The sequence below is a fragment of the Virgibacillus ainsalahensis genome, assembly GCF_055380755.1.
Genome location: NZ_AP043943.1, coordinates 1,753,469 through 1,767,496, shown reverse-complemented (window position 1 = coordinate 1,767,496; position 14,028 = coordinate 1,753,469). Strand labels below are relative to the sequence as shown.

The following is a 14,028-nucleotide window of genomic DNA, read 5'->3' as shown; positions in this document are numbered from 1 at the left end:
TGTTAGATGGATAATACTGCTATTGAAAAAGCCAGTTTGTATATTCAAGACAGGTTAACAGAAAAACCGACAATTGGTTTAATTCTGGGTTCCGGTCTCGGAGTTTTGGGAGAGGAAATTGAAAATCAAGTAATCATTCCGTATACTGAAATTCCCTATTTTCCAGAATCAACAGTCTCTGGCCACAAAGGCCAAATGGTCGCGGGGATTCTAAAGGGGAAACAAGTTATAGCAATGCAGGGCAGGTTTCATTACTATGAGGGATATTCCATGGAACAGGTAACTTTCCCGGTCCGTGTGATGAAACATTTGGGTGTTGAATCTGTTATTGTTACCAATGCAGCAGGCGGGATAAATGAACAATTTAACCCGGGAGATTTAATGGTGATTACAGACCACATCAACAATATGGGAGATAATCCTCTAATTGGAAAAAATGATGAATCACTTGGTGAACGTTTCCCTGACATGTCTCAAGCCTATGATGCAGAATATGTGAAGCATGCAGAAACAAGTGCTGAAGAACTTGGATTAACTGTTCAAAAAGGTATCTATGTCGGAAATAGTGGTCCAACATATGAAACTCCAGCTGAAATCAAAATGCTTCGAACACTTGGAGGGGATGCTGTAGGGATGTCTACTGTGCCAGAAGTAATTGTTGCTAATCATTCCGGATTACGTGTACTAGGCATTTCCTGTATTTCAAATATGGCAGCAGGAATAATAGATCAGCCCTTAACACATGCTGAGGTTATGGAAACAACGGAAAAAGTGAGGGAAGATTTTCTTAAGTTTGTCAAGAAGATAATTCAAACATTACCACAATAATTTTCAGAAGGTGGAAAGACTCATGAGGATGTATGACATAATTGAAAAAAAGAGAGATGGAAACACACTGACAAGAGAAGAAATACAGTTCTTTATTGATGGTTATACGAAGAATGAAATTCCGGATTATCAGGTAAGTGCTCTAATGATGGCTATTTACTTTCAGGATATGACAGAAGATGAGCGTGCAGATTTAACAACAGCAATGGTTGAATCTGGAGATCAGATTGACCTTTCGGCGATCACAGGAATAAAAGTGGACAAACATTCCACAGGTGGAGTTGGGGATACAACTACATTAATCTTGGCACCATTGGTTGCTTCTTTAGGTGTTCCGGTGGCTAAGATGAGTGGCCGAGGACTCGGACATACAGGAGGAACCATTGATAAACTGGAATCAGTGCCTGGTTTCCATGTTGAAATTTCGAATGAAGAGTTTATCAATCTGGTCAATAAAAATAAGGCTGCCGTAATTGGTCAATCCGGTAACTTAACACCTGCCGATAAAAAACTTTACAGTCTTAGAGACGTTACAGCTACTGTAAACTCTATCCCTTTGATTGCAAGTTCTATTATGAGTAAAAAAATTGCTTCTGGAGCAGATGCGATAGTTCTTGATGTAAAAACAGGAGCAGGAGCATTTATGAAAGAGCTGGATGATTCCAGGGAATTAGCCCATGCAATGGTTTCAATTGGTAATCGTGTAGGCAGAAATACGATGGCAGTTATCTCGGATATGAGTCAACCATTAGGGTTTGCAATTGGAAATGCGCTAGAAGTCAAAGAGGCTATTGAAACACTTCAGGGTAAAGGTCCAAGAGACTTGACAGAATTATGTGTTACTTTAGGCAGCCAAATGGCTGTGTTGGCTGGAAACACCGAAAGTATTGAAGAAGCAAGAACTAGATTAACAGAAAATATGGCGAATGGAAAAGCTTTTGAACAGTTTAAAAGCTTCCTTACTGCCCAGGGAGGCGACCCAAGTGTCGCTGATTCTCCAGAAAAGTTACCACAGGCAAGATACAAAATAGAATTACCGGCAAAACAGTCTGGCACAGTGTCGAAAATAATTGCAGATGATGTTGGTACTGCAGCAATGATGCTTGGAGCAGGAAGAGCTACGAAAGAATCGGAAATCGATCTTTCTGTTGGGATTGTGCTTCATAAAAAAATAGGCGATGCTGTAAAAGAGGGCGAATCATTATTAACGATACACGCTAATCAAAATAATATAGAAGCTGTAAAAGAAAAATTATATGACAGTATAGAAATTTCAAGTTCGAAAGTTGACGCACCACAATTAATATATGACACGATATTAAAGTGATTTTTTGAAAAAAGTACACATTTGTTGTGTACTTTTTTTAATGTAAGCATAAGTGTACGAAGGTGAACACCTAAGGCTTGGTGAAAGTGGTATTTTCTAATATACGGGTGAAATGTAGCACTAATAATAGTATAAAAAATTTTAAAAAGGCAATCCTATAGTCATATTGATTGTTGGAGGTTAAACTATGAAAAAGTATGCAGTAATCGTAAGCCTTATATTTTCGACGATTTTTGTTTCAGGTTATCCCGTGTTTGCTGAAGAACAGAAAACTGATTCGAATGATTCACCGAATCTCGCAGAAGATGCTCAATCAGCTATCCTTATTGAACGTGATACCGGAAAAATGATGTTTGACAAAAATGCACATGAAAAACTCCCTCCTGCAAGTATGACTAAAGTAATGACATTGCTTTTAATTATGGAAGCCCTGGACAAGGGGAATTTGAAATTTGATGAAACAATAAGGATAAGTGAGCGGGCAGCATCCATGGGGGGATCACAAATATTTCTGGAAGCCGGTGAAGAAATGTCTGTCGAAGATTTACTTAAGGGGGTAGCTGTAGCATCCGGGAATGATGCCAGTGTAGCACTAGCTGAAAGAATTTCCGGCAGTGAAGAAGCTTTCGTTAAGAAAATGAATGAAAAAGTAGATGAACTCAACTTAAAGAACACCCATTTCCAAAATACAACCGGACTGCCAGCAGAGGACCACTACAGTACGGCGTACGACATGGCTATGATTGCAAAGGAATTATTAAAATATGAGACGATAACTGATTATACGTCTATCTACGAGGATTATTTAAGAAAAGGGGAAGATAACGAATTTTGGTTAGTTAATACAAATAAGCTGGTCCGATTTTATCCAGGTGTCGATGGATTAAAAACAGGTTTTACGAATGATGCGAAATATTGTTTAACTGCTACCGCCAAGAAGGGTGACATGCGAGTTATTGCTGTTGTTATGGGAGCCGAAACAACAAAGGAAAGAAATGCAATGGTTACACAGATGCTGGATTATGCTTTTAATCATTTTGATACGAAAAAAATATTTGATAAAGATGAATCAATAGCCAACCTGCAGCTTTTAAAAGCAGAAAATAATAATATAAATGTTGTAGCATCTCAATCGATAAGTACAATTCATCCAAAAGGAACGTCGACAGAGAATCTTAAAACAACGGCGAAACTTGATCAGGATATTAGTCTACCATTAGAAAAAGGGGATCAGGTAGGTATTCTGACGGTAGAAAATGATGGTGAAGTATTATCAGAAACACCATTAGTAGTGGATCAGGATATTAATAAAGCCAATTATTTGATTTTATTAAAAAGGTCATTGCAGGAATTGGTGAAATATAAGTGATTGGTTCTATTTCAGACGAATAACTTCTACTTTTGTCACATAGCAGGAATTCACCCACCTGAAAAAGAATAAAGACATAACAAGATGTAAAGAGGAGGAAATGAAATGGGTCTCTATTCGTTGTTTGAGATTAAACAAGATGTACTCATCGTAAGGCTGTCTGGGGAATTGGATCATCATGAGGCTGAGGCATTACGTAATAAATGGAAAGACATGCTTTATAAAAATACGGTGAAGCATGTCATATTAAATCTGGAAACTGTAACATTTATGGATAGTTCCGGATTGGGGGTTGTACTTGGACGTTATAAAGAGGTTTTACAGCTTGGGGGAGAAATGGTCGTATGTTCTATTTCTCCGCCGATAGAGCGATTATTTGAAATGTCAGGATTATTTAAAATCATACGCCTAGAGGAGAATGAATCATTTGCTCTAGAAACGTTGGGGGTGGCGTCATGAAAAATGAAATGGCTATCGAATTTTCAAGTGTAAGTGAAAACGAATCCTTTGCAAGGGTAACAGTAGGGGCATTTATTACCCAATTGGATCCAACCATGGATGAGTTGACGGAAATTAAGACTGTCGTTTCGGAGGCTGTTACTAACTCCATTATTCATGGTTATAATAATGACGCACATCATAAGATATCTATTGAATGTGCATTGTATAATGATGAAATTGCACTGACCATTAAAGATAATGGTATCGGTATGACAGATATTGATGAAGCACGCCAGCCGCTATATACATCCAAACCTGAATTAGAACGATCAGGAATGGGATTCACCATTATTGAAAATTTCATGGATACTGTAGAAGTCATATCCAATCCTGGAAATGGAACAACTGTTCATATGACCAAACAATTGACTAAAAGCAAAACGGTTCATAATTAGAGGCCATGCCGATGGATGTAAATGTGAAAAACAATAACCGTAAAGAGGCGTTCACGGATGAACAGGTTAAAGAATATATTTTAAAGAGTCAACAAGGAGATAAGGAAGCGAGAGACGTACTGGTAGAAAAAAATATACGGCTTGTATGGTCAGTTGTACAACGTTTTATCAATCGAGGATATGACACGGATGATTTATTTCAAATTGGCAGCATAGGGTTGATTAAATCAATAGATAAGTTTGACTTATCTTATGATGTGCGATTTTCTACATATGCTGTTCCAATGATAATTGGGGAAATCAAGCGTTTCATCAGGGATGACGGCAGTGTGAAAGTGAGCAGGTCATTAAAAGAGAGTAGTAATAAAATACGTAAAAAGAAAGATGATCTGACTAAACAATATGGAAGGTCCCCGACCGTTAGTGAAATTGCGAATGCTCTTGACATTTCACCGGAAGAGGTAGTACATGCACAAGAAGCTTCAAAATCTCCTCATTCCATACATGAAACCGTATTTGAAAATGATGGAGATCCGATTACCTTATTAGACCAGATTGCTGAACACGATACGAGATGGTTTGATAAGCTTAGCCTTCAAGAGGCTATCCGAGATTTAAATGAACGCGAGCGCTTAATTGTATACTTGCGTTATTATAAGGATCAAACACAAACAGAGGTTGCTGAAAGACTGGGTATATCACAGGTCCAAGTATCGCGTTTGGAAAAGAAAATATTACACGACATGAAATTGAATATGGACTTATGAAAATCACCACAGATGTGGTGATTTTTTTGTATAAGAATATATAAATATTTGGCAGCGTTTCATTTCCTCGTCAGTAAACGCCCCGGCCAGTTCCAGCGCCTCCGCCCTCGAGGTTTTAAGCGAGAACTCCCTCATGAGCCAAGAACGCATCCCTAAGTTCTTGCTTAAAGCTATTCCTTAGGGTGGTCAAGGCGCCCCGAGCTTTTGTTCGCAGTTAAAGTATAAAACTTTCTTACTGCATAAGTGCGGGCTTATGAGCATTTGCCTAACCTATGGCGAATGCCAAGTTTTCTAACATTCTGGATGATTTACAAATTTTATACCATCTGAACGTGTAAAAAATGTGTTTCTGACAAATACTAATTTTATCGAACAAGCAAAGGATGATTTTAATGACTGAGACTGTTTATATTCGTCTGAAGAAAAATATAGAATTGTCCACATTACAAGAGGTGCATTTGAAACATATCGCATACATTTCTGCATCTTCCAAGTATAAGAAAAAATTGGAAAATACACAGATCTACAGAATAACAGAAAAAGACAAAAATATTGTTGTTATCGATAGCTTTCTTATTATCGACCATTTAAATCATGCATATACCAATTTGGAATTTCAGCTAATTGGTCCCACTCAGACAATTATTCGGGTAAATAAAACAAAGAAGAGTCCTTCCCTAGTAGCTGTTGCTGCAGTATGGATTTTATTATTTATCGGAACTGCAATGACAATCATGAATTTTCATTATGATGTCAGTATGCAGGAGGTCCAGCAAAAACTTCACTATTTGCTTACAGGTGAGAACAATGAATTTCCTTTATGGATTCAAATACCTTATTCATTCGGTTTGGGTGTTGGTATGTTATTATTCTTTAACCACTGGTTTAATAAACGCTTTAATGAAGAGCCAAGTCCATTGGAAGTAGAGATCCACAACTATCAAGAGGATCTCGATAATTATGTAAATTATCATGAAAATAAATTAAATGATACAAAACATCCTCATTAATTTTATTCAGGTTATCATTGGGCTTGGCGGTGGTCTTGCAGTAGGCGGGGGATTTGTGGCTTTTTTAGCTGTTCTGGGAATTATCCCCAGGTTAATTCAGTTAACAAAATCAGAAAAATTACTGACTGTTTTCTCCGCATGTGTCATTGCGGGTTCCCTGTTTGGAACTTACTTGTCTTTTACGAATATAACATGGAATCAACCGCTTATAATACTGATTATATGGGGGATATTTCATGGAATCTTTAATGGAATGCTTGCTGCAGCTTTAACAGAAGTATTAAACGTATTCCCTATCATATCGAAGCGGATCAGAATAGAGAAGCATCTATTATTGCTGCTTATGGCATTTGTTTTTGGTAAAATCGCAGGTTCATTATTTCAATGGATGTACTTTGTAAAGTAAAAGCATATAAAAGCGGAGTGGATATATATGAAGCAAGCACAAAACAAAATTCCTGTTTCGGCAAAAATCAATGAGATTCAATCATACATGGAAGAGAGAGTTGGAGTGGATGTATCATTTGATCTTGGTATACGGGAAATCATTGTTTTAAAAAGGAAAGTACAAGTATATTATGTCAATGGATTGGTTGATACTTCTTTTATTCAGGAAATCATGGAACAATTGGTAGAAATTAACGATAAAGAAACGAATGTCCGAAAAATACCGGAAATTATTGAAAATCGTCTCATCCACCATCAGGTTGAGCAAGTAAAAACAATGGATGAGGCAACAGATCAAATGCTTTCTGGATTAATTACATTGTTTATAGATGGAGTAAAGTTTGCTTTTGTTGTTGATGTTCGTAGTTATCCTGGAAGAACTCCAGAGGAGCCCGATACAGAGCGGGTCATTAGAGGGTCCAGAGATGGATTTACCGAAAATATTATAGAAAACGCTGGTTTAGCAAGAAGGAGATTGCGTGACCCAAGATTGCGTCTTGAAATGTTAAAAGTAGGGGAACGTTCCAAAACGGATGTTAGTGTTACGTATCTGCAGGACGTGGCAGATCAAGGGATGGTTAATGTAATAAAAGAAAAAATAAATGCAATTGAAATTGATGGTATAACCATGGCAGATAAAACATTGGAAGAGTTTTTTATAGAGCAGAAAAATTCTCCATACCCTCTAGTCAGATATACGGAAAGACCTGATGTTGCAGCAAATCATTTGTTGGAAGGGCATGTATTAATTATTGTCGATACTTCCCCAAGCGTAATCATTCTACCGACGACTTTTTTTCATCATTTGCAGCATGCAGAAGAATATCGTCAAGCTCCTGCCATCGGTACGTTTGTGAAAGCAATAAGATATTTGGCGGTTTTTGCTTCGTTATATCTGTTGCCTTTATGGCTGTTGTTTACATTAGATCCTACATTACTGCCACCGGAGTTGTCGTTTATTGGACCAAATGAACAAGGGAGTATTCCAATAACGGTTCAAATAATTATGGCATTAATCGGAATGGAATTTTTGCGATTATCAGCAATTCATACACCCACAGCTCTCGCGACCTCCCTTGGCTTAATTGCAGCAGTCTTAATAGGACAGATAGCAATTGATGTTGGAATGTTCACTCCGGAAGTAATTCTATACGTTGCTATTAGTGCCGTGGGGAATTATGTGACACCAAGCTATGAACTGAGTACAGCTAATAAAGTAGTGAATGTATCCTTGGTTGTTTTAACAGGATTCTTTGGAGTAATCGGGTTCATCGTTGGGGTGACAGGGCACATATTGTATTTGGTTTATTTAAAAACAATAAGAACACCGTATTTATGGCCGTTGATTCCATTCAATGCTAAAGCGATGAAGCATGTCCTGTTTCGTGTTCCTGTCCCGTATGCAAACACCAGACCAAGTGTTGTCCATCCAAAAAACAACTATCGGCAACCCGTAGAAAAGAGCTAATTGTACAGGTTAGCTCTTTTGTTTTATACTTTAATATGTTAATGTTTTTATAATATTTAACTCTGAAGCGGGGGAACAATGAAATGATTATAGATAATCATCCATTTCATGTCAATTTGAATGGACATCTGGAAATTGGCGGGATAGATACAACTATTTTAGCAGAAAAATATGGAACACCACTATATGTGTATGATGTGGAAATGATCCGTAATAATTGCAGGGCATTTGTCAATACATTTCAAGAGCTTGATGTAAAAGCGAGAGTCGCGTATGCTAGTAAAGCTTTTTCTTCCATTGCAATGCTCCAAGTCGCAAAAGAGGAGGGGTTGTGTCTTGATGTAGTCTCTGAGGGAGAATTATATACTGCTCTTCAAGCCGATTTCCCACCGGAGAGAATCCATTTGCATGGAAATAACAAAAGTCTTCAGGAGCTGACGATGGCTATTGAGCATGATATCGGGTGTATTGTTGTCGATAATTTTTATGAGATAGAGATGATTGGCAGTCTCTTGGAAAAATATGAGAAAAAGATGAATGTATTAATGCGTGTTACTCCTGGAATCAAATCGGATACACATCATTATATAATGACAGGAAATGAAGATTCCAAGTTTGGTTTTAATCTTCAAAATGGCCAGGCAGAAGAAGCGTTTAACAAATTATATAACCATGAATTGATTCAATTTAAAGGATTGCACTGCCATATTGGTTCCCAAATTTTTGAAACAAAAGGGTTTATAATGGCGATAAATGTTTTATTTGACAATATTTCCAAGTGGAATACACTATATGGTTACGTACCGGAAGTGTTAAATCTTGGGGGTGGTTTTGGGATACGTTATATCGGGGAAGATTCTCCTTTACCATTGCATAAATATGCTGAAAAACTGACAGATGCTGTTAAAGATGGGGCAGAAAAATTAAATATTGCGATACCGGAGATATGGATTGAGCCTGGCCGTGCAATTGTTGGAAATGCTGGTATAACCTTGTATTCGGTTGGTGCCACGAAACAAATACCTGAAATTCGTAATTATGTTTCCGTTGATGGTGGTATGACGGATAATTTACGACCGGCATTATACCAGGCAAAATACGAAGCTGTTCTCGCAAATAAAGCGAACCATGAACCTCAGGATACAGTTTCCATTGCAGGAAAATGTTGTGAATCCGGTGATATGCTAATATGGGATTTGCCTTTACCAGAAGTCGATCATGGGGATATCTTGGCCGTTTTTTCTACAGGAGCTTACGGTTATTCCATGGCGAATCACTATAACCGTCTTCCAAAAGCTGCGGTTGTATTTGTTGAAAATGGAAGGGACAAGTTGGTCGTTAAAAGAGAAACATATGAAGATGTCGTAAGAAATGACCTGTCCTATTATTAGTGACCTGTTGATTTTCTTTATAAATCGTAATTTAAGTGGTAAAATGAATTAGGATTTAAACAAATATTAAAGGGGAAATGACGATGAGCAAAAAAGGACATATATTAATGGAAAATGGAGATAAAATTGAGTTTGACCTGTTTCCTAATGAAGCACCGAACACCGTAGCAAACTTTGAAAAACTTGCTAATGACAATTTCTATGATGGATTGACTTTTCATAGAGTTATCGATGGATTTGTAAGCCAGGGCGGATGTCCGGTTGGAAATGGAACAGGTAGCGCCGGCTATACCATTAAATGTGAAACGGAAGGAAATCCACACAAACATGTTGAGGGTTCTTTATCAATGGCGCATGCCGGTAAAGATACAGGTAGTTGCCAGTTTTTTGTTGTTCATGAATCACAGCCGCATTTAAATGGGGTTCATACGGTGTTTGGACAAGTTACTTCAGGTATAGAATATGCTAAAGCCATGAAAAATGGAGATGTAATGAAGGAAGTTAAAGTAGTTTCAGAATAGGATACAAAAATGAACACTTCACAGGAAGTTATTTATGGACATTTATTTATTACTATACTTGATATTTATAGTCGCGCCATGCAGCACGACCATTCATGAGCTTGGTCACGCCTTTGCGGCGCGGTCTGTAAATGCAGATCGGATTACATTATCCGTTGGTATGGGAAAAAGAATTTGGAAGGTGTTTCTGGGGAGAGTTCAAATAATATTTCACCTTGCATTCTTTGTAGGCGGATTGGCAAAAAGCGAAAGAAAAATTCCCTATCAATCGGTTGAAATTATCTGGTTTACTATTTGGGGACCGATTACCAGCGGAATTTTTGCTTTGCTTGCTTATATTCTCTTTACCATGTATCCGAATGGTTATTTGCAACTACTTTACTTATTTAATCTATGGCTTGCTGTTGTAAATATTATTCCATTTAAAATGAAAGAAAAGCAGACAGATGGTTATATAATCTTGAAGACTATTTTGCGAAATAATTTCTTTTTTAAACGGTAGAGTAGTATAAATTTTTTTGCGTTGAAGCGTACCCTTCGCAGGAAAAGTACTATTCATTAAATTTAGGAATTATTAGCAGTATGTTCTATATGAATATTGTTCATAATGGTGGAAGGAACTTTAGGAGCTCCATTTGAAAAAGCAGTCACTATTTTGCATGATATAAATTCAAACAAGAACCTGATACATAGATTCAATAATAATATAGAGCAGTGTTGGCTATAAGTGTACTTAATTAAATGTAAGATTTTGTTAATGAGGGGTAACTATGTTAATTCGTTATAAGAAAAACTCAGAAAAGATCGCAATGGGATTACTTTCTTTCATGCCGGAAGAAAAGAAAGATGTGAAAAAATTGCAGCAAACCATAAAAGAATATGAAATAAACCCGGATTGGCACCTTTATCTATGGAAGGAAGACGACATAATAGGTGCGGTTGGTTTAAGAATTGACGATGACATAAATGCTGTAATTCAACATATTTCTGTAAACCCTTCTTATCGAAATATAGGCATCGGCAGAAAAATGATTAATGAAGTTGTCCATCTTTATCAAGAAAAATATGTTGTAAGTACAACAGATGAAATAGAGGAATTTTTCAATAAACGAAACGAAAGCAATAATCAGGAATAAAAAAACCAGCCCTTTCAGGTGGGCTGGTTTTTACCTTCCTATATACTGTCCAATATGATATTGAACTACATCCAAGCAGCACCGACGATAATAAGAAGAATGAACAGTACTACGATTAACGCGAATCCTCCGCCATAACTACCACTCATAATGAAATGCCTCCTTTTGTACTTTTCATAAATGTTTTGTGGTAACATTTATCTTACATAAATAACATATGCCATCAATCGTCATCATGTATAGGCGTTTACGACAAAACCTAAATCATTTTCATTTACTTAAAATATTTTTAACATATTTCAGAAAGGAAGATAATGAATGAATCAAGCTTATCAAGTTAAATTAGATACCTTTGAAGGACCGCTTGATTTATTATTACATTTAATCAATCAATATGAAATTGATATTTATGATATTCCTATGTCTCAAATAACTGACCAATATATGGAGTATATCCATACAATGCAAGATTTGGAATTAAATATTGCTAGTGAATATCTTGTGATGGCTTCTACATTGGTGGCTATCAAGAGTCAAATGCTCTTACCGAAACAGGAAATCATAGATGATACAGAAGAATATATGGAAGACCCAAGAGAAGAACTTATGCAACGGTTAATCGAATATAGAAAATATAAAGATGCTGCAGAGACTTTGAAGGAAAGAGAAGCTGATGCAAATCATATTTATACAAGAGAGCCAGTCATTTTTGATGATTTCGTTTCCGCTAAACAACCGATTGTACAGGGTGAACTTTCCATTTATGACATGCTCGGAGCTTTAGGAAAAATGTTAGAACGAAAAAAATGGAATGAGCCATTAGACACAAAAATAAAACGGGCTGAAATACCAATAGAGGATCGAATGAAAGATATAATGAAATTTGTGGAAAAATCAAAAGAAGGCGTATCTTTTGATCAATTATTTACGTATAAATCACGTTCCAATATTGTAATAACATTTATGGCATTATTGGAATTAATGAAGAGTAATAAAGTATTATGTAAACAACAGCAGCATTTCGATGCATTATATGTTTATTGCATGGAGGAATAAGAGTGGAAATTACGAAACTGAAATCTGTTTTAGAGGGTTTATTATTTGCGAGTGGAGACGAGGGTTTAACGATTAAACAATTGTCAACAATACTGGAGATTTCAGAAACTAAAGTGGAGCATATAATGGAGCAACTAAAACACGATTATGATAATAAAGAACGTGGGATTATGATTATGCAATCACATCAGGTGTTTCATATGACTACAAAACCTGAGCACAGCAATTATTTCAAAAAGTTACTAGAGACACCTAAACAATCAAGAATGTCACAGGCAGCATTGGAAACCCTGGCAATTATTGCTTATGAACAGCCAATAACCAGAACGGAAATTGAAGAGGTTAGAGGAGTGAAAAGTGATCGGCCGGTACAAACACTTCTCTTAAGATCATTAATCGAAGAGGTAGGGCGAAAAGAAAGCATAGGAAGACCTGTATTATTTGCTACCAGCAAGGACTTTTTGACATACTTTGGATTAACTTCCTTAGATGAATTACCCCCACTACCTGAAAACACAGATACGGAAGATATTGAAAAGGAAGCAGATTTATTTTTTGATCGCTTTAATCAGCAAACTGACAATAAATAAGATATTTAATATGAAGTCCTTACACTGATGTTTACCATTATGTAAGGACTTTTTGCATGAAGAAAACCAGTTGAACGATAAGAGTTGGCATTAATTTGTCATGTTTTCGTAAGACACAAAATCAGGATAAAGTATGTCGCACTTTATAAATTATATAAAATATAGCAACAACGAGGTTTTAGAAAAATCTTTTTTAAAAACACATTTCATCGAAGGTTGCATAGGCATAATACGGGGTGATTATATGGAAAATAATAAACAATTGTACTTAAATCAACTGATTGAATGGGGAGACAAAACAAAAGAGTTATTGGGTAATTTAAATGTTTCAGAAAGTGAAATAAGTGAGTGGACTGTCCAAATAGATAATTGGCAAACGGATATCCAGAATAACCTAGATTATGACGAAACAATAACAGATAGAAACATTGAATTATTACAAAATAAAGGTCAACGAATATTTCAGGATATAAAAAAACAAGGAAATAAAAAGCAGAAGTCACAGTATATACCTTTTGGCCAACATCATTTACCGCCATTGCCTTACGAATACAATGCCCTGGAGCCATATATCAGTGAGCAAATCATGCGTTTGCATCACGATGAACATCATCAATCCTATGTTGACGGGCTAAACAAGGCAGAACAAGCGTTATATCTAGACGAACCTGCTGAAGACTTGATAAAACATTGGTTGAGAAATCAAGCGTTTCATGGATCCGGTCATAATTTGCACACCATTTTCTGGTTCAATATGACACCAGATTCCAATAAAAAACCAATTGGTGAGATAGAAAAAAGGATAGAAGAAGATTTTGGTTCATGGAATAATTTTAAGGAGCTATTTTCTAAAGTAGCAGCTTCTGTTGAAGGTGACGGATGGGCTGTGCTTTTATGGAATCCAAGAAGTGGGAGGCTTGCTGTGCAATCATTTGAAAAACATCAATTATTTCAAATAGCAGATTCTATCCCTTTATTGGTTTTGGATGTGTGGGAGCATGCATATTACCTGCAATATCAAACGGACAAAAAGGCATATATAGATAACTGGTGGAATGTAGTGAACTGGAATGATGTAAATAAACGTTATCTTGAATCAAAAAACGTGAAATGGCCTTTATATTGATTCATTAATAGTACGCTCTCCTGCAGATGTTGCCGGTTTGATAAGATATATTCCAATCGTTTTTTTATTCATATCAGCTTTTTTGGATGCATATCA

The 14,028-nt window shown here is 36.4% G+C and carries 17 protein-coding genes; 16 read left to right on the top strand and 1 reads right to left on the bottom strand.

Going from position 1 to position 14,028, the window contains the following annotated elements; translation table 11 throughout:
* The first annotated feature begins 6 nt into the window (after positions 1-6).
* The 13 genes from ACZ427_RS08500 (at position 7) to ACZ427_RS08440 (ending at position 11,160) form a co-directional block, all read left to right on the top strand.
* On the top strand, positions 7-828 hold the full coding sequence (locus tag ACZ427_RS08500; protein ID WP_461177814.1) for a purine-nucleoside phosphorylase: 822 nt from the start codon (positions 7-9) through the stop codon (positions 826-828).
* A gap of 22 nt (positions 829-850) precedes the next feature.
* Positions 851-2,155 (top strand): pyrimidine-nucleoside phosphorylase, encoded by a 1,305-nt coding sequence (locus ACZ427_RS08495; RefSeq protein WP_461177815.1) that lies wholly within the window; start codon positions 851-853, stop codon positions 2,153-2,155.
* Positions 2,156-2,342: 187 nt separating this feature from the next.
* Positions 2,343-3,524, top strand: coding sequence for a D-alanyl-D-alanine carboxypeptidase family protein (locus ACZ427_RS08490; protein WP_461177816.1), 1,182 nt, complete (start codon positions 2,343-2,345; stop codon positions 3,522-3,524).
* A 105-nt stretch (positions 3,525-3,629) separates the two neighbouring features.
* On the top strand, positions 3,630-3,983 hold the full coding sequence (gene spoIIAA / locus ACZ427_RS08485; RefSeq protein WP_461177817.1) for an anti-sigma F factor antagonist: 354 nt from the start codon (positions 3,630-3,632) through the stop codon (positions 3,981-3,983).
* Entirely contained in the window at positions 3,980-4,420 is a 441-nt protein-coding gene (spoIIAB, locus tag ACZ427_RS08480; protein ID WP_461177818.1) for an anti-sigma F factor, read from the top strand. Before spoIIAA ends, spoIIAB begins: the two co-directional genes overlap by 4 nt.
* 11 nt (positions 4,421-4,431) lie before the next feature.
* Positions 4,432-5,187 (top strand): RNA polymerase sporulation sigma factor SigF, encoded by a 756-nt coding sequence (sigF, locus tag ACZ427_RS08475; protein ID WP_461177819.1) that lies wholly within the window; start codon positions 4,432-4,434, stop codon positions 5,185-5,187.
* Positions 5,188-5,579: 392 nt separating this feature from the next.
* Positions 5,580-6,197 carry a stage V sporulation protein AA gene (locus ACZ427_RS08470; protein WP_461177820.1) on the top strand — a complete coding sequence of 206 codons (618 nt, stop codon included), beginning with the start codon at positions 5,580-5,582 and terminating at the stop codon, positions 6,195-6,197.
* Entirely contained in the window at positions 6,175-6,603 is a 429-nt protein-coding gene (locus ACZ427_RS08465; RefSeq protein ID WP_461177821.1) for a stage V sporulation protein AB, read from the top strand. The genes ACZ427_RS08470 and ACZ427_RS08465 overlap by 23 nt, the downstream gene beginning before the upstream one ends.
* 27 nt (positions 6,604-6,630) lie before the next feature.
* The gene (locus ACZ427_RS08460; RefSeq protein ID WP_461177822.1) at positions 6,631-8,112 is read left to right on the top strand and encodes a spore germination protein; all 1,482 of its coding nucleotides are present in this window, start codon (positions 6,631-6,633) and stop codon (positions 8,110-8,112) included.
* 83 nt (positions 8,113-8,195) lie between these two features.
* The gene (gene lysA / locus ACZ427_RS08455) at positions 8,196-9,503 is read left to right on the top strand and encodes a diaminopimelate decarboxylase (RefSeq protein ID WP_461177823.1); all 1,308 of its coding nucleotides are present in this window, start codon (positions 8,196-8,198) and stop codon (positions 9,501-9,503) included.
* A gap of 83 nt (positions 9,504-9,586) precedes the next feature.
* Entirely contained in the window at positions 9,587-10,024 is a 438-nt protein-coding gene (locus ACZ427_RS08450; RefSeq protein WP_461177824.1) for a peptidylprolyl isomerase, read from the top strand.
* Between the two features lie 34 nt (positions 10,025-10,058).
* A complete protein-coding gene (locus tag ACZ427_RS08445; protein ID WP_461177825.1) occupies positions 10,059-10,526 on the top strand; it encodes a site-2 protease family protein in 468 nt (155 codons plus the stop codon).
* A gap of 268 nt (positions 10,527-10,794) precedes the next feature.
* The gene (locus ACZ427_RS08440) at positions 10,795-11,160 is read left to right on the top strand and encodes a GNAT family N-acetyltransferase (protein WP_461177826.1); all 366 of its coding nucleotides are present in this window, start codon (positions 10,795-10,797) and stop codon (positions 11,158-11,160) included.
* A gap of 65 nt (positions 11,161-11,225) precedes the next feature.
* On the opposite strand, the gene ACZ427_RS08435 is transcribed toward ACZ427_RS08440, so the two are convergent.
* Complete coding sequence (locus tag ACZ427_RS08435; protein ID WP_089062556.1) at positions 11,226-11,309, bottom strand: YjcZ family sporulation protein; 84 nt, start codon at positions 11,307-11,309, stop codon at positions 11,226-11,228.
* A gap of 169 nt (positions 11,310-11,478) precedes the next feature.
* Between ACZ427_RS08435 and ACZ427_RS08430 the strand changes: the two genes are divergently transcribed.
* From ACZ427_RS08430 to ACZ427_RS08420, 3 genes are all read left to right on the top strand, one after another.
* Entirely contained in the window at positions 11,479-12,216 is a 738-nt protein-coding gene (locus ACZ427_RS08430; protein ID WP_461177827.1) for a segregation/condensation protein A, read from the top strand.
* Positions 12,217-12,218: 2 nt separating this feature from the next.
* Positions 12,219-12,806: an SMC-Scp complex subunit ScpB gene (gene scpB, locus ACZ427_RS08425; RefSeq protein WP_461177828.1), complete on the top strand. Its 588-nt coding sequence runs from the start codon at positions 12,219-12,221 to the stop codon at positions 12,804-12,806.
* A gap of 244 nt (positions 12,807-13,050) precedes the next feature.
* Entirely contained in the window at positions 13,051-13,932 is an 882-nt protein-coding gene (locus tag ACZ427_RS08420; protein WP_461177829.1) for a superoxide dismutase, read from the top strand.
* Positions 13,933-14,028 lie beyond the last annotated feature (96 nt).

What these genes read in the sequence shown, in the direction of transcription:
- ACZ427_RS08500 (WP_461177814.1), top strand. Translation starts at nt 7, where the DNA reads ATGGATAATACTGCTATTGAAAAAGCCAGTTTGTATATTCAAGACAGG.
- spoIIAB (WP_461177818.1), top strand. Translation starts at nt 3,980, where the DNA reads ATGAAAAATGAAATGGCTATCGAATTTTCAAGTGTAAGTGAAAACGAA.
- lysA (WP_461177823.1), top strand. Translation starts at nt 8,196, where the DNA reads ATGATTATAGATAATCATCCATTTCATGTCAATTTGAATGGACATCTG.
- ACZ427_RS08440 (WP_461177826.1), top strand. Translation starts at nt 10,795, where the DNA reads ATGTTAATTCGTTATAAGAAAAACTCAGAAAAGATCGCAATGGGATTA.
- ACZ427_RS08420 (WP_461177829.1), top strand. Translation starts at nt 13,051, where the DNA reads ATGGAAAATAATAAACAATTGTACTTAAATCAACTGATTGAATGGGGA.
- ACZ427_RS08490 (WP_461177816.1), top strand. Translation starts at nt 2,343, where the DNA reads ATGAAAAAGTATGCAGTAATCGTAAGCCTTATATTTTCGACGATTTTT.
- ACZ427_RS08470 (WP_461177820.1), top strand. Translation starts at nt 5,580, where the DNA reads ATGACTGAGACTGTTTATATTCGTCTGAAGAAAAATATAGAATTGTCC.
- ACZ427_RS08445 (WP_461177825.1), top strand. Translation starts at nt 10,059, where the DNA reads ATGGACATTTATTTATTACTATACTTGATATTTATAGTCGCGCCATGC.
- ACZ427_RS08460 (WP_461177822.1), top strand. Translation starts at nt 6,631, where the DNA reads ATGAAGCAAGCACAAAACAAAATTCCTGTTTCGGCAAAAATCAATGAG.
- sigF (WP_461177819.1), top strand. Translation starts at nt 4,432, where the DNA reads ATGGATGTAAATGTGAAAAACAATAACCGTAAAGAGGCGTTCACGGAT.
- ACZ427_RS08450 (WP_461177824.1), top strand. Translation starts at nt 9,587, where the DNA reads ATGAGCAAAAAAGGACATATATTAATGGAAAATGGAGATAAAATTGAG.
- ACZ427_RS08435 (WP_089062556.1), bottom strand. Translation starts at nt 11,309, where the DNA reads ATGAGTGGTAGTTATGGCGGAGGATTCGCGTTAATCGTAGTACTGTTC.
- ACZ427_RS08465 (WP_461177821.1), top strand. Translation starts at nt 6,175, where the DNA reads ATGATACAAAACATCCTCATTAATTTTATTCAGGTTATCATTGGGCTT.
- spoIIAA (WP_461177817.1), top strand. Translation starts at nt 3,630, where the DNA reads ATGGGTCTCTATTCGTTGTTTGAGATTAAACAAGATGTACTCATCGTA.
- ACZ427_RS08430 (WP_461177827.1), top strand. Translation starts at nt 11,479, where the DNA reads ATGAATCAAGCTTATCAAGTTAAATTAGATACCTTTGAAGGACCGCTT.
- ACZ427_RS08495 (WP_461177815.1), top strand. Translation starts at nt 851, where the DNA reads ATGAGGATGTATGACATAATTGAAAAAAAGAGAGATGGAAACACACTG.